We start from the raw sequence: 21,568 nt of genomic DNA, 5'->3' as shown, positions 1-21,568 counted from the left end.
ACCCTCCCACAAGGGGAGGGTTCACTTTGCTGAAACACCCCGCGTCATCAAACTCCACTTGAGCCCTCCCCTTGTGGGAGGGCCAAAACCGCGAAAGCGGCTTGGGGAGGGGTGCGTCTCGGCGAATGAGCGAGCGCCAGCCGCCTGCGCCGCCACGCGTTCGCGCTGGAGTTCGACCCTCGCGGTGACGGCGGGAAAGCCGGCGCGTGCTCGGCCTTTTTTGCCTTGCGTCCGCCAATCGACGTGCTAATACTGAACTATATGGTTCAGTATTTGCAACCCCGCCTGGATGCCTCGTTCGCCGCGCTTTCGGACGCCACCCGACGCGGCGTTCTGGAACAGCTTGGGCGTCAAGACGCTTCAATCACGGACCTCGCCGAAAAATTCCACATGACCCTGACGGGCATGAAGAAGCATGTCGGCGTGCTGGAACAGGCGGGGCTGGTCACGACCGAGAAGATCGGGCGCGTGCGGACCTGCAGGCTCGGCCTGCGGCGGCTCGAGGAAGAGGTGGAGTGGATCGAGAGGTATCGCCAGCTCTGGGCCGCGCGCTTTGACGAACTGGACAAGGTTGTCGAGGAAATGACACGGAAGGAGAAGGTCGATGGACGCAAGAAAAGAAGGTGAGCCCGCCTCTGCCAAGAACCGCACGACGGTGGAACGAAAGTCCGATCGTGAGATGGTGGTGAGGCGGACGTTCAATGGCCCGGCGCGCATCGTGTTCCAGGCGTGGACCAAGCCCGAACTGTTCAGGCGGTGGTGGACGCCGAAGTCGCTAGGCACGACGCTGCTTGCCTGCGAAATGGATGTTCGGGCCGGCGGCGGCTATCGGCTGGAGTTCGGCCGTGAGGGTTCAGATCAATCCATGGCGTTCTTCGGCAAGTACGTCGAAGTGACGCCGCCCTCGCGCCTCGTCTGGACCAACGACGAAGGTGGCGACGGAGGGTCCGTCACCACCGTGACCTTCGAGGAAAAAGGCGGCAAGACGCTGCTGGTCGTGCACGAACTCTATCCCTCGAAGGAAGCTCTCGACGCGTCCGGCGGGGCGGCGGATGCGATGCCCGAGCAGTTCGAGCAGTTGGACGCTTTGCTTGTTGATCTGGGTGCGGGCGTCTGACGTCAGGAGACCGAGCCGACCGCCCGGCGTGACCTCTTCGGCGGGGTCGCAGCATCTGTGCTCACTGAAGCACACCCCCTCCCCAAAACCGCTTTGCGGTTTTGGCCCTCCCGCAAGGGAGGGCTCAAGCGGAGTTTGGGTGGCGCTACGGCGCCTGCGCGGCAAGGCGTTCGGCGCGCTGGCGTTCGACTTCGCGGCGCTTGGTGACGATCGAGGCGGCGAGGACGCCGACGGCGACGATGCCGACCAGAATCGACGAGACGGCGTTGATTTCCGGCGTCACGCCCAAGCGCACCTGACTGTAAATCTTCATCGGCAGCGTGGTGGCGCCGGGGCCGGTGGCGAAGCTTGCCAGCACCAGATCGTCGAGCGACAGCGTGAAGGCGAGCATCCAGCCGGCGACGATGGCCGGCGCGATGATCGGCAGCGTGATCAGCCAGAAGACTTTCAGCGGTGGGCAGCCGAGATCCTCGGCGGCTTCCTCGAGGCTGCGGTCGAAGGTGACCAGGCGCGACTGCACGACGACGGCGACGAAGCACATCGACAGCGTGATGTGGGCGAGGACCACGGTCCAGAAGCCGCGCGCCAGACCCATCGCCACGAAGAGCAGCAGCAGCGACAGGCCGGAGATCACGTCGGGCATGACCAGCGGGGCGTAGATCATGCCGGAGAAAAGCGTGCGGCCCTTGAAGCGGCCGAAGCGGACGAGCGTCACCGCCGCGAGCGTGCCCAGCACCGTCGCAACCGACGCCGAGATGAAGGCGACGCGGAGCGTCACCCACGCGGCCTCCTTCAGCGGCTCGTCGTCGAGGAGCGCGGTGTACCAGCGCGTCGAGAAGCCGCCCCAGACCGTGACCAGCTTGGAGTCGTTGAACGAATAGATGACCAGTAGAAGGATCGGGATGTAGAGGAAGACGAGGCCGAAGACGACCGAAACGATGTTGAAGCGCGAGGTGCGGATCATGCGGCACCGTCCGCGTTGCACGAAGTGACCCCCTCCCGCCCTCCCCCTTCCAGGGGGAGGAGTGCGCAGATGATGAGGCCTTCCGCGATCACTTGTTCGCCTCCGTCGCGCGCTGTTGCTGGTTCTGGAAGATGACGATGGGGATGACGAGGATCAGCAGCAGGATCACCGCCACCGCGGAAGAGAGCGGCCAGTCGCGGTTGTTGAAGAATTCCGACCACAGCGTCTTGCCGATCATCAGCGTGTCGGAGCCGCCGAGGAGATCGGGGATGACGAATTCGCCGGTGACCGGGATGAAGACGAGGAAGCAGCCGGCGATGATGCCGGGGACGGCGAGCGGGAAGGTGATCTGCCAGAACGCCTTCACCGGCGGCGAGCCGAGATCGGAGGCGGCCTCGAGCAGCGTGTTGTCGAGGCGCTCAAGCGTGGCGTAGAGCGGCAGCACCATGAACGGCAGGTAGGAATAGACGATGCCGATGTAGACCGCCCAGTTGGTGTTGAGGATGGTCAGCGGCTGATCGATGATGTGCGCCCAGATCAGGAATTCGTTGAGCAGGCCCTCCTTCTTGAGGATGCCGATCCAGGCGTAGACGCGGATCAGGAACGACGTCCAGAACGGCAGGATGACCAGCATGACCAGCGTCGGCTGCCAGGAGCGCGGGGCGCGCGCCATGCCGTAGGCCATCGGGAAGCCAACGATGAGGACGAGGAACGTCGAGACCACCGCGATGACGATCGAGGAGACGTAGGAGCGCCAGTAGAGCGAATCCTGTGTCAGCCAGACGTAGTTGTCGAAGGTGAACTGGCGGATGCCGTCCCAGAGGTCGCCCAGCGAATTGAACACCGGCGTGTAGGGCGGCTGCGCGATCGCCGAGGTCGAGAAGGAAATCTTGAAGACGATCAGGAACGGGATGAGGAAGAAGACCAGCGACCAGACGTAGGGAATGATGACGACGAACCACCGGAGCCAACTACGCCCGCCTGCTTCGCCCTCGTTCATCCCGCCCCTCGCCTACTTCGTCAGCACGACGCCGGAATCCGGCGCCCACGTCAGCCAGACCCTGTCTTCCCAGGTGATCGGCCGCTCGACCAGGCGCGTCCGGTTGGTCAGCGTTGCCCTGACCATCGTGCCGCTCGGCAGGCGCACGTGATAAACCGAGATGTCGCCGAGGTAGCCGATGTCGATGACCTCGCCGGACATGGCGTTGACCGAGGGATCGGCCGGCTGGTCGAGCGAGACGGAGAGTTTCTCCGGGCGGACAGCGAACCAGGCCGTGCTGCCCGGCGTTGTCGCGACCTCCTGCTGCTCCACGGCGATAGTGGCGCCGGTGCCGGTGCCTTCCATGCGGATCGCGCCGTTGCCGGCGGACTGCACCTTGCCCTCGAGCAGATTGATGTTGCCGATGAAGTCGGCGACGTACTTCGAATTGGGCTGCTCGTAGATTTCGGCCGGCGTGCCGATCTGGATGATCTTGCCATGGTCCATGACCGCGATGCGGTCGGCCAAGGTCATCGCCTCTTCCTGGTCGTGCGTGACGATGACGAAGGTGAGGCCGAGGTCCATCTGCAGGTCGGTCAGCTCGAACTGGGTTTCCTCGCGGAGCTTCTTGTCGAGGGCGCCGAGCGGCTCGTCGAGCAGCAGCACCTTCGGCTTCTTGGCGAGCGAGCGGGCGAGCGCGACACGCTGGCGCTGGCCGCCGGACAACTGGTGCGGCTTGCGCTTGGCGAAGGGCGTCAGCTTGACCAGCTTCAGCATCTCCTCAACGCGCTGGGCGATCTGGTCCTTCGGCATGCCCTCCTGCTTGAGGCCGAAGGCGATGTTCGTCTCGACGTTCATATGCGGGAAGAGCGCGTAGGACTGGAACATCATGTTGGTTGGGCGGCGATAAGGCGGGACGCCGGCGAGATCCTTGCCGTCCAGCATGACGCGGCCGCTCGTCGGCTCCTCGAAGCCGGCGACCATGCGCATCAGCGTGGTCTTGCCGCAGCCGGAGGGGCCGAGGAGCGCGAAAAATTCACGCTCGTAGATGCCGAGGGAGATGTTGTCTACGGCGGTGAAGTCGCCGAAGCGCTTAGTGACATTGTCAAAAGAGATGAAGGGTTTCTGGGAGGGGTCGTTCCACGGCGCGAACTTCCGCCGGACCGGACCGACCGCGTTCTTCGCCATGGGCTTCGCCCCTCCCCGATTCCTTTCGCAGGCTAACTCCCGCTCTTAACGTTCGTCCAGACGCGTGTGACGATCTTCTGGATTTTCGCGTCGTAAGGCGTCGTCGTGTAGAGGCGGCCGAGCGTCGCTTCGTCGGGGTAGATCGCCGGATCCTCGAAGATTTCCTTGTCGACCAGCGGCTGCGAATCCTTGTTGCCGTTGGCGTAAAAGACGTAGTTCGAGTTCGCGGCAGCGACTTCCGGCGTCAGCATGAAGTTAATGAAGGCGTAGCCGGCGTCGGGGTGCGGCGCGTCCTTCGGAATGATGAACGAATCGAACCACATGCCGGCGCCTTCCTTCGGGATCACGTAGTTGATCTCGACCCCCGCCTTGGCTTCCTCGGCGCGGTTCTTGGCGATGAAGACGTCGCCCGAGTAACCGACGGCGAGGCAGATATCGCCGTTGGCAAGCGCGTCGATGTAGTCCGAAGAATGGAACTTGAGGATGTTCGGCTTGATTGAGGCGAGCAGGTCGCCGGCCTTCTGGATATCGGCCGGGTCCTTCGAGTCGGGATTGAGTTTCAGGTAATTCAGCGCCGCAGGGATCAGCTCCTCCGGCGTGTCGAGCACCTCGATGCCGCAATCCTTGAACTTCGACACGACCTCGGGCTTGAAGATCATGTCCCACGAGTCGGTCGGCGCGTCGGGCATCGCGGCCTTGATCTTGGCGACGTTATAGCCAATGCCGGTGGTGCCCCACATGTAGTTGACGGCGTACTGGTTGCCGGGGTCGTAAGTCTCCAGCCGCTTGGCGATGACGTCCCACTGGTGCGACAGGTTCGGGATCTTCGACTTGTCGAGCTTGGTCAACGTGCCGGCCTGGATCTGGCGCGAGATGTTGGGGCCGGACGGGACGACGACGTCGTACCCGGAGCCGCCGGAGAGCAGCTTGGTCTCGACGATCTCGTTGTTGTCATAGTTGTCGTAGACGACCTTGATGCCGGTCTCGGCCGTGAACTTCTCGAGGTTCGCGGGGTCGATGTAGTCAGACCAGTTGTAGATGTTGACGACCTTGTCCTCGGCGGAGGCGGCACTCACCAGGCCGATAAGCGCCAGCGGCGCCAACTTCAGAACCAACGCGCGCATAAAGCTTCCCTCTCTCAGCAATTCCCTGCCGCCCTCACGGATGTGGACTATCGAAGCCCACACCCTTCCTTGCATTGTGACTACCACGTTAAGGTTGATCCTACGCCGCGACAACCTGAACCGGCCGCAAACGTGCTAAACTCTCCGCGATAGCGACCTTTGACCCATGAAAACAGCCGGAACCGCAAGGTTTCCGGCGTTCCCGGTTTGTGAACAGGTGACCCTTGGCTAGGAAGAAGAAGGCCTCCGCCGCCCCCGTCGTGGAACGGAAACGCGGGGTCGGCTCGCTCGACGAAGCGCGGGCGTGGTTGTCGGAACGGCGCATCGAGGAGATCGAGTGCGTGGTGCCCGACCAGGCGGGCGTGGCGCGCGGCAAGATCATGCCGGTGGCAAAATTCCTCGCCGCGCCGACCATGTCGATGCCGGGCTCGATCTTCACCCAGACCATCGCCGGCGACTGGCCGGCGGACGACGAATCCTTCGACAACGACAAGTCGGACTCCGACGTGCTGCTCGAGCCGGACTTCTCGACGCTCTCCGTCGTGCCGTGGGAAACCGACCCGACGGCGCAGCTCATCCACGACGCCTACCATGCCGACGGGCGGCCGCTGGAGATCGCGCCGCGCCAGGTGCTGCGCCGCATCGTGGAGCTTTACTCGAACCGCGGCTGGCGGCCGGTGGTGGCGCCGGAGATCGAGTTTTACCTGGTGAAGCCGAACAAGGATCCGGACTATCCGCTGGAGCCGCCGAGCGGGCGCTCGGGCCGGCCGGAGTCGGCGCGCCAGTCGTACTCGATCGCGGCGGTCAACGAGTTCGACGATCTGTTCGACGACATCTACAAATTCTCGGAGCAGCAGGACCTCGAGATCGACACGCTGATCCACGAGGAAGGCGCGGCGCAGATGGAGATCAACCTGCGCCACGGCGACCCGCTGATGCTGGCCGACCAGGTGTTCCAGTTCAAGCGCACGATCCGTGAAGCGGCACTCCGGCACGACATGTACGCGACGTTCATGGCCAAGCCGATGACGCGCGAGCCGGGCTCGGCGATGCACATCCACCAGTCGGTGATCGACGCCAAAAGCGGCGCCAACATCTTCTCCGACAAATCGGGCGACCCGACGCCGGAGTTCTTCGCCTTCATCGGCGGCTCGCAGAAGTACCTGCCGGCGGCGACGTGCATGCTGGCGCCGTACGTCAATTCGTACCGGCGGCTGATCCGCTCGGGCTCGGCGCCGGTCAACACGATGTGGGGTTATGACAACCGCACCGTGGGCTTGCGCGTCCCGAACTCGAGCGCGTCCAACCGGCGCGTGGAAAACCGCATCCCCTCCTCCGACGCCAACCCGTATCTCGCGATCGCGGCGTCGCTCGCCTGCGGCTACCTCGGCATGGTCGAGGGGCTGATGGTTTCCGATCCGGTGACGGGCGCCGCCAACGAGGCGGAGATCGCGCTGCCGCGCGGCTTGCTCGAGGCGGTGGCGCTGTTCGAGGAATCGGAGGAACTGGTCGAGATTTTCGGCCGGCGCTTCGTCTCGACCTATCGCGCGATCAAGCAGGCGGAGTTCGAAACGTTCATGCAGGTGATCAGCCCATGGGAACGGGAGTACCTGCTGCTCAACGTCTGATGCATTCCTGAAGCCGGCAGCAAGACCGGAGGAATGTCACTGTCAGGGGACACCATCGCTATCGCAACGCCGGCACGAAGGGCCGGACAGACATGGAGTCCCTGATGACCAAGAAGATCGATCTCGCCACGGCGCCGCGGCGCGACGGCACGCTCTATCCGCCGCCGTTCGACCAGCCCTGCCGCGGCCGGCGGCGCGTGCGCGTCGGCGATGCCGCCGGGCTGACGCAGTTCGGCGTCAACCTCTGCACCATCCCGCCGGGAAGCTGGTCGAGCCAGCGCCACTGGCACGCCAGGGAAGACGAACTGATCCAGGTCGTCTCGGGCGAAGTCGTGCTGGTCACCGATGCGGGCGAGGAAATCCTCCGGGCCGGCGACTGGGCGGGCTTCAAGGCCGGCGATCCGGACGGGCACTCGTTCCAGAACCGCTCGCAGGCGGACGTGGTGCTGCTCGAGATCGGCACGCGGACGGAGGATGACGAGACGTTCTACTCCGACATCGACATGCGGACGTATGCCGACAGGGATGGGTATCACCATAAGGACGGCACGCCGTATGGGGTGCAGCCGCGGCGGACGTAGGCCATTCTGTTTGACAGAATATATGCGGCGGAATAGGCTTCAGGCGGAATGATCCGCAGCTTCGCCGATCGCGACACCGAGATGCTGTTCCGCGACGAGTGGGTGCGGCGGTTTTCGGGTATCGAGCGGCTCGCGCGACGCAAGCTGCTGGTGCTCGATGCCGCTCGCACTGTCGCGGAATTACAGTCGCCGCCGGGGGCCTTGAAGGGAAACCGCAAAGGCCAGCAGAGCATCCGGATCAACAACCAATGGCGCATCTGCTTTCGCTGGCGCAAGGGCGACGCCTGGGACGTAGAGATCGTCGACTATCACTAGGTGGAAGGCAGATGGCAAAGAAACTCGATCCAATTCCCCCTGGCGAAATCCTCCTGGAAGAATTCCTCAAGCCGCTGGCGGTCAGCCAGAACCGGCTGGCGCGCGACATCGACATTCCGGTCAGCCGGGTTGCCGAGATAGTCAAAGGCAGGCGTGCGATCACGGCCGATACGGCGTTGCGCCTTGGGGAATATTTCGGGACAAGTGCGGAGTTCTGGCTGAACCTGCAGGCGGGCTACGACCTGCGGCGCATCCGAGCGGCGGGGTGGGGCGAAATTCGCCGACGCATTCGCGCGCGCGAGGCTGCCTGACACGTGCAGACCGGATGACCCACGCCCCTTCCCTTTATGCCGCGACCGCCGACGCTGCGCTTGCGTTCCCCGCGCTGACTGAATCGACCCGGGCCGATGTCGTCATCGTCGGCGGCGGATACACCGGGCTGTCGGCGGCGCTGCATCTGGCCGAAGCGGGCGTCGATGTCGCGCTGCTGGAGGCGGAGCGCGTCGGCTGGGGGGCGTCGGGGCGGAACGGCGGGCAGTTGCACACCGGCCAGCGGCGCGACCAGGACTGGCTGGAGGAGCAGGTCGGGCTCGACGAGGCGATGCGGCTCTGGCGCCTCGCCGAGGAGGCGAAGGCGCTGGTCCATGCGCTGATCGCGAAGCACGGCATCGATGCGGAGTGGCGGCCGGGGCTGATCGAGACGACGCACAAGGCGCGGCTGCTCGACGGTGAGCGCGCCTATATCGACAAGTTGCGCTCGCGCTACGGCTACGAGCCGGCGACCTGGCTCGATCGTGCGGCGCTCGCCGAGGCGATCGGGACCGACGTTTATTTCGGCGGGCGGCGGGACATGGGCGCCGGGCATCTCCATCCGCTGAAGTTTGCGCAGGGGCTGGCGCGGGCGGCGGCGAAGGCGGGGGCGCGGATTTTCGAGGGGGCGCGGGTGACCGCTGTTCGGGGTACGAGCGTTGAGGTTGCCGGCCCCTCACCCCCCGCCTCTAGCTCCCTTCGCTCGGCAAGAGGCGCGGCCCTCTCCCCTTCGGGGCGAGGGGACGATAATGGGCGGCGCGTCGTGGTCAACGCAGACACCGTTATCCTCGCCGGCAATGGCTACCTCGACGGCATCGACGAGGAGGTCGAGTCGCGCGTGATGCCGATCGACAATTACATCCTCGCGACCGCGCCGATCGGCGCGGGGATGAGCGGCGGCATCCTGCACGGCGGCGAGGCCGTCTCGGATACGCGGTTCGTCGTCTACTACTTCCGGCCGACGATGGACGGGCGGCTGGTGTTCGGCGGCGGCGAGACGTATGCGCGCCATGCGCGCGGCGACGTCGCGGCGCTGGTCGGCAAGCATCTTCGCGTCGTCTACCCGCAGCTTGGCGACGTCAAGGTCGAGTACGCGTGGGGCGGGACGCTGGCGATCACGCTGCACCGGCTGCCGTACATCCGGAAAGTGCGGAACGGCGTCTATGCGGCGGCGGGATACTCAGGACAGGGCGTGGCGCTGGCGCCGTTCGCCGGCAAGGTGATCGCCGACGCGATCCTGAACGCGCCGGGCAAACTCGACCAGTTCGCTGCGCTGGCGACGCCGCGGTTCCCCGGCGGCAAGATCATGCGCAAGCCCGCGCTGGTCGCCGCGATGCTGTGGTACGCGCTGCGCGACCGGATCTAGGAATGGCGGACGAACCCGAGATTGCCCTGAGCGGCGGGCGCATGACATCGGGTGTCGTCCGCGTCGGCGAGACGGTGCGCCGGCCGCAGACGCCGAATTCGGATTTTGTGCGGCGCCTGCTGCGGCACCTGGCGGCGAACGGTTTCGACGGCGCTCCGGCCTACCTCGGGAGCGACGAGCGTGGTCGCGACGTGTTGAGTTTTATCGACGGCGAGGTGCCCGGCGATCTCGGATTTCATGACGATGAGACGCTGCGCCGCGCGGCAATGCTGATCCGTCGCTTTCACGATCTCGGCCGCGGGCTGGTGGATGCCACCGATGCCGAGATCGTCTGCCACAACGATCTTTCGCCGTGCAACTTCGTCTTCCGAGGCGGTGCGCCCGTTGCGATCATTGATTTCGATGCGGCCGCGCCGGGGACACGCGTCCACGATCTTGGCTATGCGGCGTGGCTCTGGCTGGACATCGGTTCGCCGGAGATTTCCGCGCCGGAGCAGCGGCGGCGGCTGGCGGTGTTTCTAGACTCGTATGGAACGCGCGAACCCGATGCCGTGCTCACCGCGATACTCGAGCGTCAGCAGATGCTGGCCGCCGAGGGCCGCCGAACCGGCAACGCCGGCCTGGCGCAATGGGCCGCCGGTTGCCGCCGCTGGACGTGCGCGAACTTCGACGTCTTGCGGGTTTCGTAGCTCTCCCCCAGCGACAGCCTTGTCAGCATATCCGAAACCGGATATACGCGGCCGTATTAGCCAGATTCCGAGGAAATCAGCCATGTCCGAAGCCGCTCCGCCGTCCGCCATCGGTGCCGGGCTCACGCGCCGCGGGCGCACGATCGCGCTCTGGGTCGTGCTGCTCGCCTTCTTCATGGACCTGCTCGACACGACGATCGTCAACGTCGCCATCCCCTCGATCCAGACCGGGCTCGGCGCCAGCTACTCGTCGATCCAGTGGATCATTGCCGGCTACGCGCTGACCTTCGCGCTGTTCCTGATCACCGGCGGCCGGCTGGGCGACATCTTCGGCTATCGGCGGCTGTTCCTGGTCGGCATCGCCGGGTTCATCGTCGCCTCGCTGTGGTCGGGGCTGGCGCCTTCGACCGGCGCGCTGATCGAAGCACGGCTCTTACAGGGATTCTTCGCGGCGATGATGGTCCCGCAGATCCTGTCGCTCATCCAGATCATGTACACCAACAGCGAGGAGCGCGCGGGCGTCTCCGCCTTCTACGGTGCGCTTGCCGGCGTCGCCACCGTCGGCGGGCCGATCATCGGCGCGCTGCTCATCGCCGGCAACGTCTTCGGCTTCGGCTGGCGCACCATCTTCCTGGTCAACCTGCCCGTCGGCATCTTCGCGATCATCCTCGGCTGGCTCTACCTGCCTGACGCAAAATCGCCGCATCCGCTGAAGCTCGATCTCGCCGGCGTGGCGCTGGTGGTGCTGGCGATGCTGCTGCTCATGTATCCGCTGATCCAGGGGCGCGAGCTCGACTGGCCGGTGTGGACGTTCGTCTCGATGGCGGCGTCGGTGCCGGTGTTCGTGCTGTTCGCCTGGAGCCAGGTGTGGAAGCAGAAGCGTGACGGCTCGCCGCTGGTCGTGCCGGAATTCTTCACGCGGCGCTCGTTCGTCGCCGGCGTGGCGCTGTCGGGCTCGTTCTTCGCCATCGTCACCGGATACTTCCTGATCTTCACGCTCTTCCTGCAGATCGGGCTCGGCTACTCGGCGCTCAAAGCCGGCCTGACCGGCATCCCGTTCTCGCTGGGCGTCAGCGTGGCGGCCGGCATATCCGGGCCGGTCCTGGTGCCGCGCTTCGGGCGCAACATCATCACCGCCGGGCCGCTGACGATGGCGATCGGCTTCGTACTGTTCATCTGGACGATCAACCATTTCGGCGGCGCGGTGACGCCGTACGAGTTGATCCCGGCCCAGTTGATCTCGGGCCTCGGCATGGGCTTCGTCGTCGCCTCGGTCTATCCGTTCATCCTCGCCGAGGTGCCGATCAAGGACGCGGGCTCGGCGTCGGGCGTGATCAACGCGATCGGCCAGATCGGCGGCGCCATCGGCGTCGCGGTGATCGGCGTCATCTTCTTCGGGCTGATCGCCAGCCAGTCGACGACCAGCGTCGACTCGGTGCGGGCGGAGCTTACCGCCGACCTGACGGCGGCCGGCGTGCCGGCGTTCGCGCAGCCGACAATCGTGACGTCGTTCGAGACGTGCTTCCACGACCGCGCCAGCGCCAAGGATTTCGGCGACGTGCCGCAGAGCTGCAAAGATGCGCAAGCGGCGCAGGCGTCGTTCTCGGCATCCGCGCCAGCGATGGCTGAGGCGGCGGGCGCCGCGGTCGGCAAGCATGCGCTGGAGGCCAACCAGCGCAACTTCACGGCATCGATCACCGGCGCGCTGATGTGGGAGATCGGGGCACTGATCTTCGTGTTCTTCCTCTCGTTCCTGCTGCCGCGGCGGCCGCGTTCGGAGAAGGAACTGGCCGAGGCGGGAGTAGCGGTCGCATGAGCGAGCGGCCGGTTTCCAATCCGCTGGCGCTCGCCGTGCTCGCCTGCCTCGCCGAGCGGCCGATGCATCCGTACGAGATGGCGTCGACCATGCGCGAGCGGCGCAAGGACGAGGCGATCAAGCTGAACTACGGCTCGCTCTACTCGGTGATCGAGGCGCTGTGCCGCAACGGCTTCATCGTCGCCAAGGAGACGATCAAGGACGGCAAGCGGCCGGAGCGCACGGTGTTCGAGCTGACCGAGGCGGGGCGGCACGAGCTGATGGACTGGCTGAGCGAACTGCTGTCGGAGCCGGCGAAGGAATACACGCGCTTCGAGGCGGGGCTGTCGCTGATGCCGGTGCTGCCCCCGGAGGAGGCGCTGGCGCTGCTCAAGCTGCGCGTCGGTCTGCTTGAGGTGGAACTCGCCAAGGCGCGCTCGGTCGACACGTATGCGCGCGGCAAGCAGGTGGCGCGGCTGCACATGATCGAGCGGGAGTTCGAGGTTGCGCTGCGCGAGGCGGAGCTCGGGTTTGTCGAGCGGCTGATTGTCGATCTCGAGGGCGGGAAGCTCGAGGGGATCGAGGAATGGCGCGGGTGGCACGCCGAGGCGTAGTGCTTCCGCATCCCCTCCACTGTCATCCTTCGGCGCGGCGTAGCCGCGACCGGAGGACCGATCTCCCGCTCACGATGCTTCGACCTCGCTGAGGCTGGTCCTCCGGTCGGCGCTTCGCGCCGCCGAAGGATGACAGTTGGAGGAGATGAGGCGTCGCCTCCTCTCCGCTCTTCCCCGCGAAAGCGGGGATTCAGGTCGAATAACCAGCGCCGGCGCTAGGCTGATCCCTAGGTTCCGCTTTCGCGGGGATGAGCGGAGGGTGTAGGGACCGCCGCCCTCGACTTCAATCGATCGATTGACACATTCAATCGTTCGATTGTATTACGGTGCGAATGAAAACGATCCGGAAGGCAAAGGCGCCGGCAAAGGCGCGCGGAAAGCCCGTCCCGATGCCTAAGGCGCGCGGCGAGCGGGCCGGCGATACCCGCGCCAAGCTGATCGACGCCGGGCTCGATGCCTTCGGGCTGGTCGGGTTCGAAGGCGCCTCGACGCGCGAGATCGCCAAGGCGGCCGGCGCGAACCTCGCGGCCATCGTCTATCACTTCGGCGGCAAGGAGGGGCTGCATCTCGCGGTCGCCGAGCACATCGCCGAGCAGATCGGCAAGCGCGTCGCGCCGGTACTCGTGATGATCGCCGCGCCCGAGGCGACCGCCTCGCCCAGGGCGGCGCGGGCGGCGCTGCACGCGGTGGTCGAGACGCTCGCCGACGTGATGCTGGGCACCGCCGACGCGGCGCGCTGGGCGCGCTTCATCGTGCGCGAGCAGATGCAGCCGACGGCGGCGTTCGACGTGATCTACCGGTTTCTCGGCAACGCGGTGAACAATGCCGGGCGGCTGATCGGCGCGATCCTCGGCAAGCCGGCGGACGACGAGACGCTGCGCATCCGCGTCTTCACGATCTTCGGCCAGGTGCTGGTGTTCCGCGTCGCGCAGACTCTGGTGTTGCGCAAGATGGGGTGGAAGGCGATCGGCGACGGCGAGCGCGCGCTGATCAAGCGGATCATCCTCCAACAGATCGACGACATCCTCGACGCGGAGCAACGGTCATGACCATGCGCGTTCTCGCGGCAGTTCTCTCCCTCGCCTTCCTCGCCGGCTGCACGGGCAGCGATGCGCCGCTGCAGGGATATGTCGACGGCACGTACGTCTACGTCTCGGCCGAGGCCGGCGGGCGCGTGGTGGAGCGCGCGGCAACCGCGGGGACGCGCGTCAAGGCGGGCAATGTGCTGTTCGCGCTCGACGATGCCGACCAGAAGCAGCAGGTCGCAGGCGCCGATGCGCGGCTGGCGCAGGCGCAGGCGCAGCTTGCCAACCTGCAGACCGGGCAGCGGCCGGAGGAAGTCGCAGTGCTGGCCTCCAATCTTTCGGCGGCGCGGACGACGCTGACGCAGACGGACGACGACTACACGCGGCAGCTCACGCTCCTGCAAAGGGGCGTGGTGGCGCAATCGGTGGTCGATAACGCAAAGGCCAAGCGGGACTCGGCGCAGGCGCAGGCCGATGCCGCGGAGCGGCAGTTGCTGGTGGCCAAGCTCCCTGCCCGGCCGGAGGAAATCGACGCGGCGCAGAAGAATGTCGCGGCGATGCAGGCGGACCTGGCGCAAGCGAGGACGGCGCTTGACCGGCGGCAGATCAAGGCGCCGGCGGACGGGCTGATCGAGGAGACGTTCTACGAGCCGGGCGAGCTGGTGGCGGCCGGGCAGGCAGTGGTGTCGCTCTTGCCGGACGCGAACCGCAAGGTGCGCTTCTTCGTGCCGGAGCGGATGCTCGCCGCCGTCGCGCCGGGCAAGACGGTGACCGTCGGCTGCGACGGCTGCGCGGCGGGCATGACGGCGGAGGTGACATTCGTCGCGACAGAGGCGGAGTTCACGCCGCCGATCATCTATTCCAAGGAAAGCCGCGACAAGCTGGTCTTCCGCGTAGATGCGAAGCCGGTCGGCGACGCGGCGATGCTCAAGGTCGGCCAGCCGCTCGACATCCGGCTCGCGCCATGACCGGCGACATCATCATTGACATCGAAGGGCTGACGAAAAGATTCAGCGGCCGCACCGTCGTCGATCATGTCGATCTAGAGGTGAAGCGGGGCGAGATCGTCGGCTTCCTCGGGCCCAACGGGTCGGGCAAGACGACGACCATCCGCATGATCTGCGGGCTGCTCAAACCGGACGAAGGCAAGGGCACCTGCCTCGGCTACGATATCCCGACGCAATCCGACCGGATCAAGCTCGAGGTCGGCTACATGACGCAGCGGTTCTCGCTCTACGAGGACCTGACGATCGCGGAGAATCTCGATTTCGTTGCGCGGCTCTACGCGCTGAAGCCGCGGGCGAAGTATGTCGCCGATACGCTGGCGCGGCTGGGGCTGACCGACCGCCGGGATCAGTTCGCCGGCACCTTGTCGGGCGGATGGAAGCAGCGGCTGGCGCTCGCCGCCGCGGTGATGCACCAGCCGAAGCTGCTGCTGCTCGACGAGCCGACGGCCGGCGTCGATCCTAAGGCGCGACGCGACTTCTGGGATGAGATCCACCAGCTCGCCGCCGAAGGCCTGACCGTGCTGGTGTCTACGCACTACATGGACGAGGCGGAGCGCTGCCATCGCATCGTCTACATCGCCTACGGCAAGGTGGTGGCGCGCGGAACCGTGCCCGAGGTGATCGCGCAATCGGGCCTGAGCACCGTCATCGTGCGCGGCGGCGACGGGGCGGCGATCGCGCGGACGCTGCGCGGCGCGCCCGGCGTCGAGCAGATCGCGTCGTTCGGCACCGAGCTGCATGTCGTCGGCGAGGACCCTGCCCTGCTCCGCAAATCCGTCGATGCGGCGATTGCGGGAACGGGCGCGACGGCCGCGGCCGACGCCACCATCCTCGAGGACGTGTTCATCCGCCTGATGGGCGAGAGCACGGACAACTTCGCCGGAGACCCACGCCCGTGACCTTCGGTCTTTCCTGGTCGCGCATCTGGGCCGTGATGGTCAAGGAATTCATCCAGATGCGGCGCGACCGGCTGACGTTCGCGATGATCGTCGGCGTGCCGATCGTGCAGCTCGTGCTGTTCGGCTACGCCATCAATACCGACCCGAAGAAGATGCCGACGGCGGCGATCGTCGCCGACCACGGGCCGGTCGAGCGCGCGCTGATCGCGGCTATGCAGACGTCGAATTATTTCGACGTGCTGGAGGGCGCGCCGACGGAGGCCGAGGCGCGCGCGATGCTGGCGCGCGGCGATATCGCCTACATCGTGACGATCCCCGACGACTTCGAACGCAAGCTGGTGCGCGGCGAGCGGCCGCAATTGCTGGTCGAGGCGGACGCCACCGATCCGGCGGCCACGGCGGGCGGATTGTCGGCGCTGCAGATGATCGTGACCGACGCGCTGGCGGAGACTGCGACCGGGCCGCTGCACAATCTCAAGCCGGGAGAGCTGCCGGTCGATGTCGTCGTGCACCGGCTCTACAATCCGGAGGGCATCACGGCCTACAACATCGTGCCGGGGCTGCTCGGCGTAATCCTGACGCTGACGACGATCCTGATGACGGCGCTCGCCATCACGCGCGAGGTCGAGCGCGGGACGATCGAGAATCTCATGGCGATGCCGGCGAAGCCGGTGGAGATCATGATCGGCAAGATCGTGCCCTACATCGGCTTCGGCTTCGTGCAGATCGCGGTGATCCTGGTGGCGGCGAAGCTGCTGTTCCAGGTGCCGATGGAGGGGCCGATGACGGTGCTGCTCGCCGTGACGCTCCTGTTCATCGGCGCCAACGTGACGCTCGGCTACACCTTCTCGACCATCGCGCGAAACCAGATGCAGGCGATGCAGATGACGGTGTTCTTCTTCCTGCCGTCGATCCTGCTGTCCGGCTTCATGTTTCCGTTCCGCGGCATGCCGATATGGGCGCAGTGGATCGGAGAGGTCATCCCGCTCACGCATTACCTGCGCGTCGTGCGCGGCGTGATGCTCAAGGGCGGCGGGTTCGCCGAAGTCGCGCCGCAGGTGTGGCCGCTGGCGCTGTTCTGGCTGGCGGTCGCGACGCTGGCGCTGGTCAGGTATCGGCGGACGCTGGACTAAGGCTTCTTCCTCCCCCTTGCGGGGAGGGAGGGAGGACAAACAACGACGGCTGAGCGGAGGGGCTACGCTTCTTCCTTTGTCAGGGGAGCCGAGGCCGGCATCCAGTTTTTTGTCTGCGCTGCAGGCGCGGGATGACGGTCGAGCGGAAGCACGATCTCCGCCCGCAATCCGCCCTCGGCGCGGTTGGTCAACGTCACCTCGCCGCCGTGGGCGCGGGCTACCGTGCGGGCAATGGTGAGGCCGAGGCCGGTGCCGCCGGTTTCGCGGTTGCGCGACGATTCCAGACGGCGGAACGGGCGGAAGACCGTCTCGGTGTCGGCGGTGGCGATGCCGGGGCCGTCGTCGTCGACCACGATGTGGACGGCGTGCTTCGCCACGGCCAACGAGACGCGCGCCGCGTGGCCGTATTTCACGGCGTTGTCGATGATGTTGGTGACCGCGCGGCGGAGCGCCACCGGCTCGGCCTGGTAGGCGACGCGCGCGGGCGTGTCGGCGGCGAGGGCCAGCGTTGCGCCTGGCATGTCGTCGCAGAGCGAGCGCAGCATCGAGACGAGGTCGATGACGGCGCGCGGCTCGGGCTGGGCGTTGTTCGACGCGAAGGTCAGCACGGAGCGCGTCATCGTCTCGATCTCGTCGAGGTCGGCGAGCATGCGGGCGCGCTGCTCGGGATCGTCGATGAAGTCGGCGCGGAGGCGCAGCCGCGTCGTCGGCGTGCGCAGGTCGTGCGAGATGGCGGCGACCAGTTGCTCGCGGTCGGCGAAGGATCGCTGCAGCCGCTCCTGCATGATGTTGAAGGCGTGGGCGGCAGCGCGGACTTCGCGCGGGCCCTTCTCCGGCAAAGCGGAGGCGTTGAGGTCGCGGCCGAGGCGTTCGCTGGCGGCGGCGAGCACGGCATAGGGGGCGGTGAGCCCGCGCAGCGCCCAGATCGACGCGGCGAGCACCAGCGCGATGACCAGCGCGGTGAGCGCGACGGTGTTGAGCGACCACCAGTTCGGCGACGGCGCGACCGGAATCCCGAAGTTGACCCAGGTGCCGTCCTTCAACTGGACCGAGACGATGTAGCTGTCGTCGAGCGTGTAGTCCTCGCCGAACTCGGTCAGGAAGCGCTCCACCGGACCGGCGTCGCCGTTAACCTCCGGACTGGCCGCGTCGTCACCGGCGTCGGGGAAGTTGCGCTCGACGCGAACGTCAGTGACGCCGCTGTCGGCGAGGCGCTCCTGCATGATGTCTTCGAGCTCGGCGAGCTCCTCGTTGCCGCCGGCGGAGTCGCGCGCCACCGGCGTGCGGCCGATGCCGACGGACAGGGTGTCGGAGGAAAGCGCGGCGACCAGCGCGGCGCGGCCGTCGGTCGGCTCGGCGGCGATGGCGCGGCTCATCGAGGAGACGCGCTCGGAGAGATGGAAGAAGCCGGTCATGCGCGTGTTGACGGCGCGGTTCTGCAGGATGGTCGTCAGCGTCGCAACCTCGGCAATGGCGAGGCCGGCGATGAGAATGAGAAGCGCCCAGGCGGCGAGGCTGTCGGGCAGCAGGCGCCTCATGCGACCTGCACCTCGGGCGTGAACATGTAGCCGTCGCCGCGCACGGTGATGATCATCTCCGGCGCGCGCGGGTCGCTCTCGATCTTGCGGCGGATGCGGCTCACCTGCACGTCGATGCTGCGGTCGAACGGCGTCGCGTCGCGGCCGCGGGCGAGATCGAGAAGCTGGTTGCGGGTGAGCACGCGCTGCGGGCGCTCGGCGAAGGCGATCAGGAGCTCGTATTCGCCGGTGGTGAGGTCGACGATGACGCCGTCGGGCGCCTCCAGCCGGCGGCGGCCGAGATCGAGCTGCCAGCCGGCGAAGCTCAGCCGCTTGGCGGCAGGCTGCAATGGACCTGCGGCGGCCGGCGCGTGGACGCGGCGCAGGATGGCGCGAATGCGGGCGAGCAGTTCGCGCGGATTGAACGGCTTGGCGAGGTAGTCGTCGGCGCCCATCTCGAGCCCGACGATGCGGTCGGTCTCGTCACCCATCGCGGTCAGCATCAGGATCGGCACCGGCGAGCGCGCGCGGAGATCGCGGCAGATGTCGAGGCCGCTCTTGCCGGGCAGCATGACGTCGAGGATGACGAGATCGACGCGGGTGACCGCCAGGATCGCATCCATGGCGTTGGCGTCGCGGGCGGTCTCGACCTTGTAGTCGTGCTTCTGCAGCAGACGCGCGATGAGATCGCGAATCTCGCGATCGTCATCGACGATCAACAGATGCGGCCGGTCGTTCACGCGATGTTCGTCCGTCGGAGGCCCCTCCCCAGCGCGGCCAATCTAGGACGACGGGCCGGCGGCGAGGATTACAGATTGTTGCAAAAAGGCGTCCCGGAAACAGGCGGTTTCATGGCCGGCACCGCCAGACACGCGCGGGTTACAGGCCGGTGATGGGTTGGCGCGGTCCAGCCACCGGCGCCGCCGGCGGCTTTCGGCTCGCTTTTACCAAACCGGAGAATTCCATGACCCTTCGCACCATCGTCGGCGCCACCGCCCTCACCCTCGTCCTGTCGACGGCCGCGTTCGCCGCCCAGCCCGTCATGCATCCCATGATGAAGCACAAGATCGTCGCGGCGACCGACTGCTCGATCCTCGCGCATCAGTTCAGCAAGGCGCCGAAGCACAAGTCGATGTGGCTGGCGAAGGCGGAGAAACTCGATGTGCGCGGCGCGAAGCTGTGCTCGACCGGCTCGCCTGTCCGCGGCGCGTTCGATCTGCGCGCGGCGCTGCATCTGATCGGCGTCGCGCCGAAGGTTTAGTGGACGGCGAACAAATCAATCCGCCACCCGAAATCGCTGCGTGATTTCGGCCTCCCCGCAAGGGGGAGGCAAAGAAGAAAGAAGCAAGAAGCCCGGCCGCGAGGCCGGGCTTCTCGTTTCAGACGGAAAGACCGGGAGGATCAGGCCGTCTTGCAGGTCTTCGCCTTCACCAGCGAGGCGAGGTCGGCCTTGGCCGAGGCCAGGCTCTTGTAGCCCTTGGCGTTCGGCTCGATCACGTCGGGCGCGGTCAGCGTCGGGGCGGCGGTCACCGCGTCGGACACCTTGCAGACGCCGCCGACCAGCTCGACGTAGTAAAGCTTCGCCGGCTTCGGAGCGGGCTTCGGCGCCGTGGTCGTGGCGGCAAAGGCCGGCATGGCGAAGGCAGCGGCGAGCGCGGTGGCAAGGAGGATATTGCGAACCATTGGAATTTCTCCGTGTGGTGACTTGGATTTTCTGTCGGCCGCGCGTCATCGTTCGCGGCTGAGGGAAATCACCACGCGGCTGTAAGCCGAATGTTTCGGGAAGCGGCCCTCACTGTAACAGTGTGTTGCTAGTGGAGCGGCACCGGCACGACGTTCGCCGCGCTGGCGGTGAGGCCGAGTTTCTCGCGGCGCGCCCAGCGCGTCGTCATCAGCACGGCGACGACGGCGAGGCCGGTGGCGAGGCCGATCCAGATGCCCCTGCCCGCGAGCGGCGTCCAGAAACCCAGCACGACGCCGAGCGGCAGGCCGATGCACCAGTAGCCCAGCGCGGCATAGAGCATCGGCACGCGCGTATCGCCCAAGCCGCGCAGCATGCCGGAGGCTGCCGCCTGACCCGAATCGGCAAGCTGGAAGATGCCGGCGAAGACCAGGAACGAGACGGCGAGATCGATCACGGTCTGGTTCCCGGGCACGTCGAGCTTGAGGAAGACGCCGACGAGTTCGCGGCCGAAGACCAGCATGATCGCCGCAGTGCAGCAGGCGTAGCCGATGGCGAGCACGAACGCCGCCCAGCCGGCGCGCGCCATGCCTGCCCGGTTGGCGCCGCCGAAGGCGAGGCCGACGCGGACCGTGGCGGCGTTGCCGAGGCCGAGCGGCACCATGAAGGCGACCGAGGCGATCTGGATCGCGATCGAATGCGCGGCGAGCGACTCGGCGCTGATGAGGCCCATGAGGAATACGGCGGCGTTGAAGATGGTGACCTCGAAGCCGAGCGTCAGCGCGATCGGGATGCCGATCTTCCAGATCTCGCGGAAGCGCATCCAGTCCGCGCGCCAGAAGCGGCCGAACAGGCGGTAGCGGCGGAACTTGCGGTCGAGCATGACGATCGCGGCGAGCCCCAGGAACATCAGGATGTTGGTCACTGTCGTGGCGATGCCAGCGCCGGGGAGCCCGAGTCTCGGGAAGCCGAGGTTGCCAAAGAGCAGCAGCCAGACGAGGAACGCGTTGACGCCGACCGCGGCGCCGCTGATCCACAGCGCGGCCAGCGGGCGCTGCAGCGCCGAGACAAAATTGCGCAGGCCGAGGTAAGCGAGGAATGGGAGGATCGACCACATGAAGGTGTGGAGGTAGCTCGCCGCGTTGGCGGCAAGCGCCGGCTGCTGGCCGAGGCGAAGGAATATCCACTCGGCGTGCCAGAGGAGCAGCCACGCGGGAATCGCGTACGTGATCGCCGCCCAGATGCCCTGGCGGAAAGTGCGGCGCACGTCGCGGACGGCGTGGCTGCGGCGGCCGAGCTCGATCGCGATCAGCGGCGACGTCGCCGTGACCAGACCGATGCCGAAGATGAGAAACGCGAAGTTAAGGTTGGCGCCGAGCGCGCCGGCGGCCAGCGTCTCCGGTCCGAGCCAGCCCATCATGATGACGTCGGTGGTGGCGAGCGCGATCTGCGACAGGTTGGTGAGGATCAGCGGCCAGGCGAGCGCGATCGTGGCGCGAAGCTCGGTGCTCCACGCCCCCTGCGAGGCCGGCCCTTCCGCAACCATCGATGTCATGACGGCGGCCTTCTAGACCGGCACGCCGCTTCGCGCCACCCCGGGCCGGAACTATTCGGCGCCGTGTGTGATCGGGGACACC

The 21,568-nt window shown here is 66.6% G+C and carries 23 protein-coding genes; 15 read left to right on the top strand and 8 right to left on the bottom strand.

The window, feature by feature from the left end; genetic code table 11:
• Nucleotides 1-261: 261 nt before the first annotated feature.
• A complete protein-coding gene (locus WDM94_05495) occupies nt 262-627 on the top strand; it encodes a metalloregulator ArsR/SmtB family transcription factor (GenBank protein MEJ0012080.1) in 366 nt (121 codons plus the stop codon).
• Complete coding sequence (locus WDM94_05490; GenBank protein MEJ0012079.1) at nt 605-1,117, top strand: SRPBCC family protein; 513 nt, start codon at nt 605-607, stop codon at nt 1,115-1,117. The genes WDM94_05495 and WDM94_05490 overlap by 23 nt, the downstream gene beginning before the upstream one ends.
• Nucleotides 1,118-1,262: 145 nt before the next feature.
• Here the strand turns inward: WDM94_05490 and WDM94_05485 are convergent, their stop codons facing one another.
• From WDM94_05485 to WDM94_05470, 4 genes are all read right to left on the bottom strand, one after another.
• Nucleotides 1,263-2,081, bottom strand: a complete 819-nt coding sequence (locus WDM94_05485; protein MEJ0012078.1) for an ABC transporter permease subunit — start codon at nt 2,079-2,081, stop codon at nt 1,263-1,265.
• A gap of 88 nt (nt 2,082-2,169) precedes the next feature.
• A complete protein-coding gene (locus WDM94_05480; GenBank protein ID MEJ0012077.1) occupies nt 2,170-3,081 on the bottom strand; it encodes an ABC transporter permease subunit in 912 nt (303 codons plus the stop codon).
• A 12-nt stretch (nt 3,082-3,093) separates the two neighbouring features.
• Nucleotides 3,094-4,248, bottom strand: coding sequence for an ABC transporter ATP-binding protein (locus WDM94_05475; protein ID MEJ0012076.1), 1,155 nt, complete (start codon nt 4,246-4,248; stop codon nt 3,094-3,096).
• 32 nt (nt 4,249-4,280) lie between these two features.
• On the bottom strand, nt 4,281-5,372 hold the full coding sequence (locus WDM94_05470) for a polyamine ABC transporter substrate-binding protein (GenBank protein ID MEJ0012075.1): 1,092 nt from the start codon (nt 5,370-5,372) through the stop codon (nt 4,281-4,283).
• A gap of 224 nt (nt 5,373-5,596) precedes the next feature.
• Here WDM94_05470 and WDM94_05465 point away from each other — a divergent pair, with 224 nt between their 5' ends.
• The 12 genes from WDM94_05465 to WDM94_05410 all read left to right on the top strand — a co-directional run bounded on the left by WDM94_05465 (nt 5,597) and on the right by WDM94_05410 (nt 16,733).
• A complete protein-coding gene (locus tag WDM94_05465) occupies nt 5,597-7,000 on the top strand; it encodes a glutamine synthetase family protein (protein ID MEJ0012074.1) in 1,404 nt (467 codons plus the stop codon).
• Nucleotides 7,001-7,104: 104 nt separating this feature from the next.
• Nucleotides 7,105-7,581, top strand: a complete 477-nt coding sequence (locus WDM94_05460) for a cupin domain-containing protein (GenBank protein MEJ0012073.1) — start codon at nt 7,105-7,107, stop codon at nt 7,579-7,581.
• A 48-nt stretch (nt 7,582-7,629) separates the two neighbouring features.
• On the top strand, nt 7,630-7,896 hold the full coding sequence (locus WDM94_05455) for a type II toxin-antitoxin system RelE/ParE family toxin (protein ID MEJ0012072.1): 267 nt from the start codon (nt 7,630-7,632) through the stop codon (nt 7,894-7,896).
• 11 nt (nt 7,897-7,907) lie between these two features.
• The gene (locus WDM94_05450; protein ID MEJ0012071.1) at nt 7,908-8,207 is read left to right on the top strand and encodes a HigA family addiction module antitoxin; all 300 of its coding nucleotides are present in this window, start codon (nt 7,908-7,910) and stop codon (nt 8,205-8,207) included.
• 14 nt (nt 8,208-8,221) lie between these two features.
• Complete coding sequence (locus WDM94_05445; protein MEJ0012070.1) at nt 8,222-9,571, top strand: FAD-binding oxidoreductase; 1,350 nt, start codon at nt 8,222-8,224, stop codon at nt 9,569-9,571.
• Nucleotides 9,572-9,573: 2 nt separating this feature from the next.
• Complete coding sequence (locus WDM94_05440) at nt 9,574-10,260, top strand: phosphotransferase (protein MEJ0012069.1); 687 nt, start codon at nt 9,574-9,576, stop codon at nt 10,258-10,260.
• 82 nt (nt 10,261-10,342) lie between these two features.
• Nucleotides 10,343-12,076, top strand: a complete 1,734-nt coding sequence (locus WDM94_05435) for an MFS transporter (GenBank protein MEJ0012068.1) — start codon at nt 10,343-10,345, stop codon at nt 12,074-12,076.
• Nucleotides 12,073-12,669, top strand: coding sequence for a PadR family transcriptional regulator (locus WDM94_05430; protein MEJ0012067.1), 597 nt, complete (start codon nt 12,073-12,075; stop codon nt 12,667-12,669). Before WDM94_05435 ends, WDM94_05430 begins: the two co-directional genes overlap by 4 nt.
• Nucleotides 12,670-13,058: 389 nt before the next feature.
• Nucleotides 13,059-13,718, top strand: a complete 660-nt coding sequence (locus WDM94_05425) for a CerR family C-terminal domain-containing protein (protein ID MEJ0012066.1) — start codon at nt 13,059-13,061, stop codon at nt 13,716-13,718.
• Nucleotides 13,715-14,662: an HlyD family efflux transporter periplasmic adaptor subunit gene (locus WDM94_05420; protein MEJ0012065.1), complete on the top strand. Its 948-nt coding sequence runs from the start codon at nt 13,715-13,717 to the stop codon at nt 14,660-14,662. The genes WDM94_05425 and WDM94_05420 overlap by 4 nt, the downstream gene beginning before the upstream one ends.
• The gene (locus WDM94_05415; protein MEJ0012064.1) at nt 14,659-15,600 is read left to right on the top strand and encodes an ABC transporter ATP-binding protein; all 942 of its coding nucleotides are present in this window, start codon (nt 14,659-14,661) and stop codon (nt 15,598-15,600) included. The genes WDM94_05420 and WDM94_05415 overlap by 4 nt, the downstream gene beginning before the upstream one ends.
• A gap of 35 nt (nt 15,601-15,635) precedes the next feature.
• On the top strand, nt 15,636-16,733 hold the full coding sequence (locus WDM94_05410; GenBank protein ID MEJ0012063.1) for an ABC transporter permease: 1,098 nt from the start codon (nt 15,636-15,638) through the stop codon (nt 16,731-16,733).
• Between the two features lie 62 nt (nt 16,734-16,795).
• Here WDM94_05410 and WDM94_05405 read toward each other — a convergent pair whose 3' ends face one another.
• Nucleotides 16,796-18,271 carry an ATP-binding protein gene (locus WDM94_05405; GenBank protein ID MEJ0012062.1) on the bottom strand — a complete coding sequence of 492 codons (1,476 nt, stop codon included), beginning with the start codon at nt 18,269-18,271 and terminating at the stop codon, nt 16,796-16,798.
• Nucleotides 18,268-18,990: a response regulator gene (locus WDM94_05400; protein ID MEJ0012061.1), complete on the bottom strand. Its 723-nt coding sequence runs from the start codon at nt 18,988-18,990 to the stop codon at nt 18,268-18,270. The genes WDM94_05405 and WDM94_05400 overlap by 4 nt, the downstream gene beginning before the upstream one ends.
• 224 nt (nt 18,991-19,214) lie before the next feature.
• Between WDM94_05400 and WDM94_05395 the strand changes: the two genes are divergently transcribed.
• On the top strand, nt 19,215-19,511 hold the full coding sequence (locus WDM94_05395; protein MEJ0012060.1) for a hypothetical protein: 297 nt from the start codon (nt 19,215-19,217) through the stop codon (nt 19,509-19,511).
• A 140-nt stretch (nt 19,512-19,651) separates the two neighbouring features.
• Here the strand turns inward: WDM94_05395 and WDM94_05390 are convergent, their stop codons facing one another.
• Entirely contained in the window at nt 19,652-19,933 is a 282-nt protein-coding gene (locus WDM94_05390) for a hypothetical protein (GenBank protein ID MEJ0012059.1), read from the bottom strand.
• Between the two features lie 128 nt (nt 19,934-20,061).
• Nucleotides 20,062-21,486 (bottom strand): MATE family efflux transporter, encoded by a 1,425-nt coding sequence (locus tag WDM94_05385; GenBank protein MEJ0012058.1) that lies wholly within the window; start codon nt 21,484-21,486, stop codon nt 20,062-20,064.
• Nucleotides 21,487-21,568 lie beyond the last annotated feature (82 nt).

The sequence above is a fragment of the Bauldia sp. genome (genome assembly GCA_037200845.1).
Taxonomy (GTDB): Bacteria; Pseudomonadota; Alphaproteobacteria; order Rhizobiales; family Kaistiaceae; genus DASZQY01.
This window is presented reverse-complemented; position numbering and strand designations above follow the sequence as displayed.

What these genes read in the sequence shown, in the direction of transcription:
- WDM94_05495 (MEJ0012080.1), top strand. Translation starts at nt 262, where the DNA reads ATGGTTCAGTATTTGCAACCCCGCCTGGATGCCTCGTTCGCCGCGCTT.
- WDM94_05460 (MEJ0012073.1), top strand. Translation starts at nt 7,105, where the DNA reads ATGACCAAGAAGATCGATCTCGCCACGGCGCCGCGGCGCGACGGCACG.
- WDM94_05440 (MEJ0012069.1), top strand. Translation starts at nt 9,574, where the DNA reads ATGGCGGACGAACCCGAGATTGCCCTGAGCGGCGGGCGCATGACATCG.
- WDM94_05390 (MEJ0012059.1), bottom strand. Translation starts at nt 19,933, where the DNA reads ATGGTTCGCAATATCCTCCTTGCCACCGCGCTCGCCGCTGCCTTCGCC.
- WDM94_05405 (MEJ0012062.1), bottom strand. Translation starts at nt 18,271, where the DNA reads ATGAGGCGCCTGCTGCCCGACAGCCTCGCCGCCTGGGCGCTTCTCATT.
- WDM94_05435 (MEJ0012068.1), top strand. Translation starts at nt 10,343, where the DNA reads ATGTCCGAAGCCGCTCCGCCGTCCGCCATCGGTGCCGGGCTCACGCGC.
- WDM94_05485 (MEJ0012078.1), bottom strand. Translation starts at nt 2,081, where the DNA reads ATGATCCGCACCTCGCGCTTCAACATCGTTTCGGTCGTCTTCGGCCTC.
- WDM94_05490 (MEJ0012079.1), top strand. Translation starts at nt 605, where the DNA reads ATGGACGCAAGAAAAGAAGGTGAGCCCGCCTCTGCCAAGAACCGCACG.
- WDM94_05385 (MEJ0012058.1), bottom strand. Translation starts at nt 21,486, where the DNA reads ATGACATCGATGGTTGCGGAAGGGCCGGCCTCGCAGGGGGCGTGGAGC.
- WDM94_05395 (MEJ0012060.1), top strand. Translation starts at nt 19,215, where the DNA reads ATGACCCTTCGCACCATCGTCGGCGCCACCGCCCTCACCCTCGTCCTG.
- WDM94_05475 (MEJ0012076.1), bottom strand. Translation starts at nt 4,248, where the DNA reads ATGGCGAAGAACGCGGTCGGTCCGGTCCGGCGGAAGTTCGCGCCGTGG.
- WDM94_05410 (MEJ0012063.1), top strand. Translation starts at nt 15,636, where the DNA reads ATGGTCAAGGAATTCATCCAGATGCGGCGCGACCGGCTGACGTTCGCG.
- WDM94_05445 (MEJ0012070.1), top strand. Translation starts at nt 8,222, where the DNA reads ATGACCCACGCCCCTTCCCTTTATGCCGCGACCGCCGACGCTGCGCTT.
- WDM94_05470 (MEJ0012075.1), bottom strand. Translation starts at nt 5,372, where the DNA reads ATGCGCGCGTTGGTTCTGAAGTTGGCGCCGCTGGCGCTTATCGGCCTG.
- WDM94_05415 (MEJ0012064.1), top strand. Translation starts at nt 14,659, where the DNA reads ATGACCGGCGACATCATCATTGACATCGAAGGGCTGACGAAAAGATTC.
- WDM94_05455 (MEJ0012072.1), top strand. Translation starts at nt 7,630, where the DNA reads ATGATCCGCAGCTTCGCCGATCGCGACACCGAGATGCTGTTCCGCGAC.
- WDM94_05480 (MEJ0012077.1), bottom strand. Translation starts at nt 3,081, where the DNA reads ATGAACGAGGGCGAAGCAGGCGGGCGTAGTTGGCTCCGGTGGTTCGTC.
- WDM94_05450 (MEJ0012071.1), top strand. Translation starts at nt 7,908, where the DNA reads ATGGCAAAGAAACTCGATCCAATTCCCCCTGGCGAAATCCTCCTGGAA.
- WDM94_05425 (MEJ0012066.1), top strand. Translation starts at nt 13,059, where the DNA reads ATGCCTAAGGCGCGCGGCGAGCGGGCCGGCGATACCCGCGCCAAGCTG.
- WDM94_05420 (MEJ0012065.1), top strand. Translation starts at nt 13,715, where the DNA reads ATGACCATGCGCGTTCTCGCGGCAGTTCTCTCCCTCGCCTTCCTCGCC.
- WDM94_05430 (MEJ0012067.1), top strand. Translation starts at nt 12,073, where the DNA reads ATGAGCGAGCGGCCGGTTTCCAATCCGCTGGCGCTCGCCGTGCTCGCC.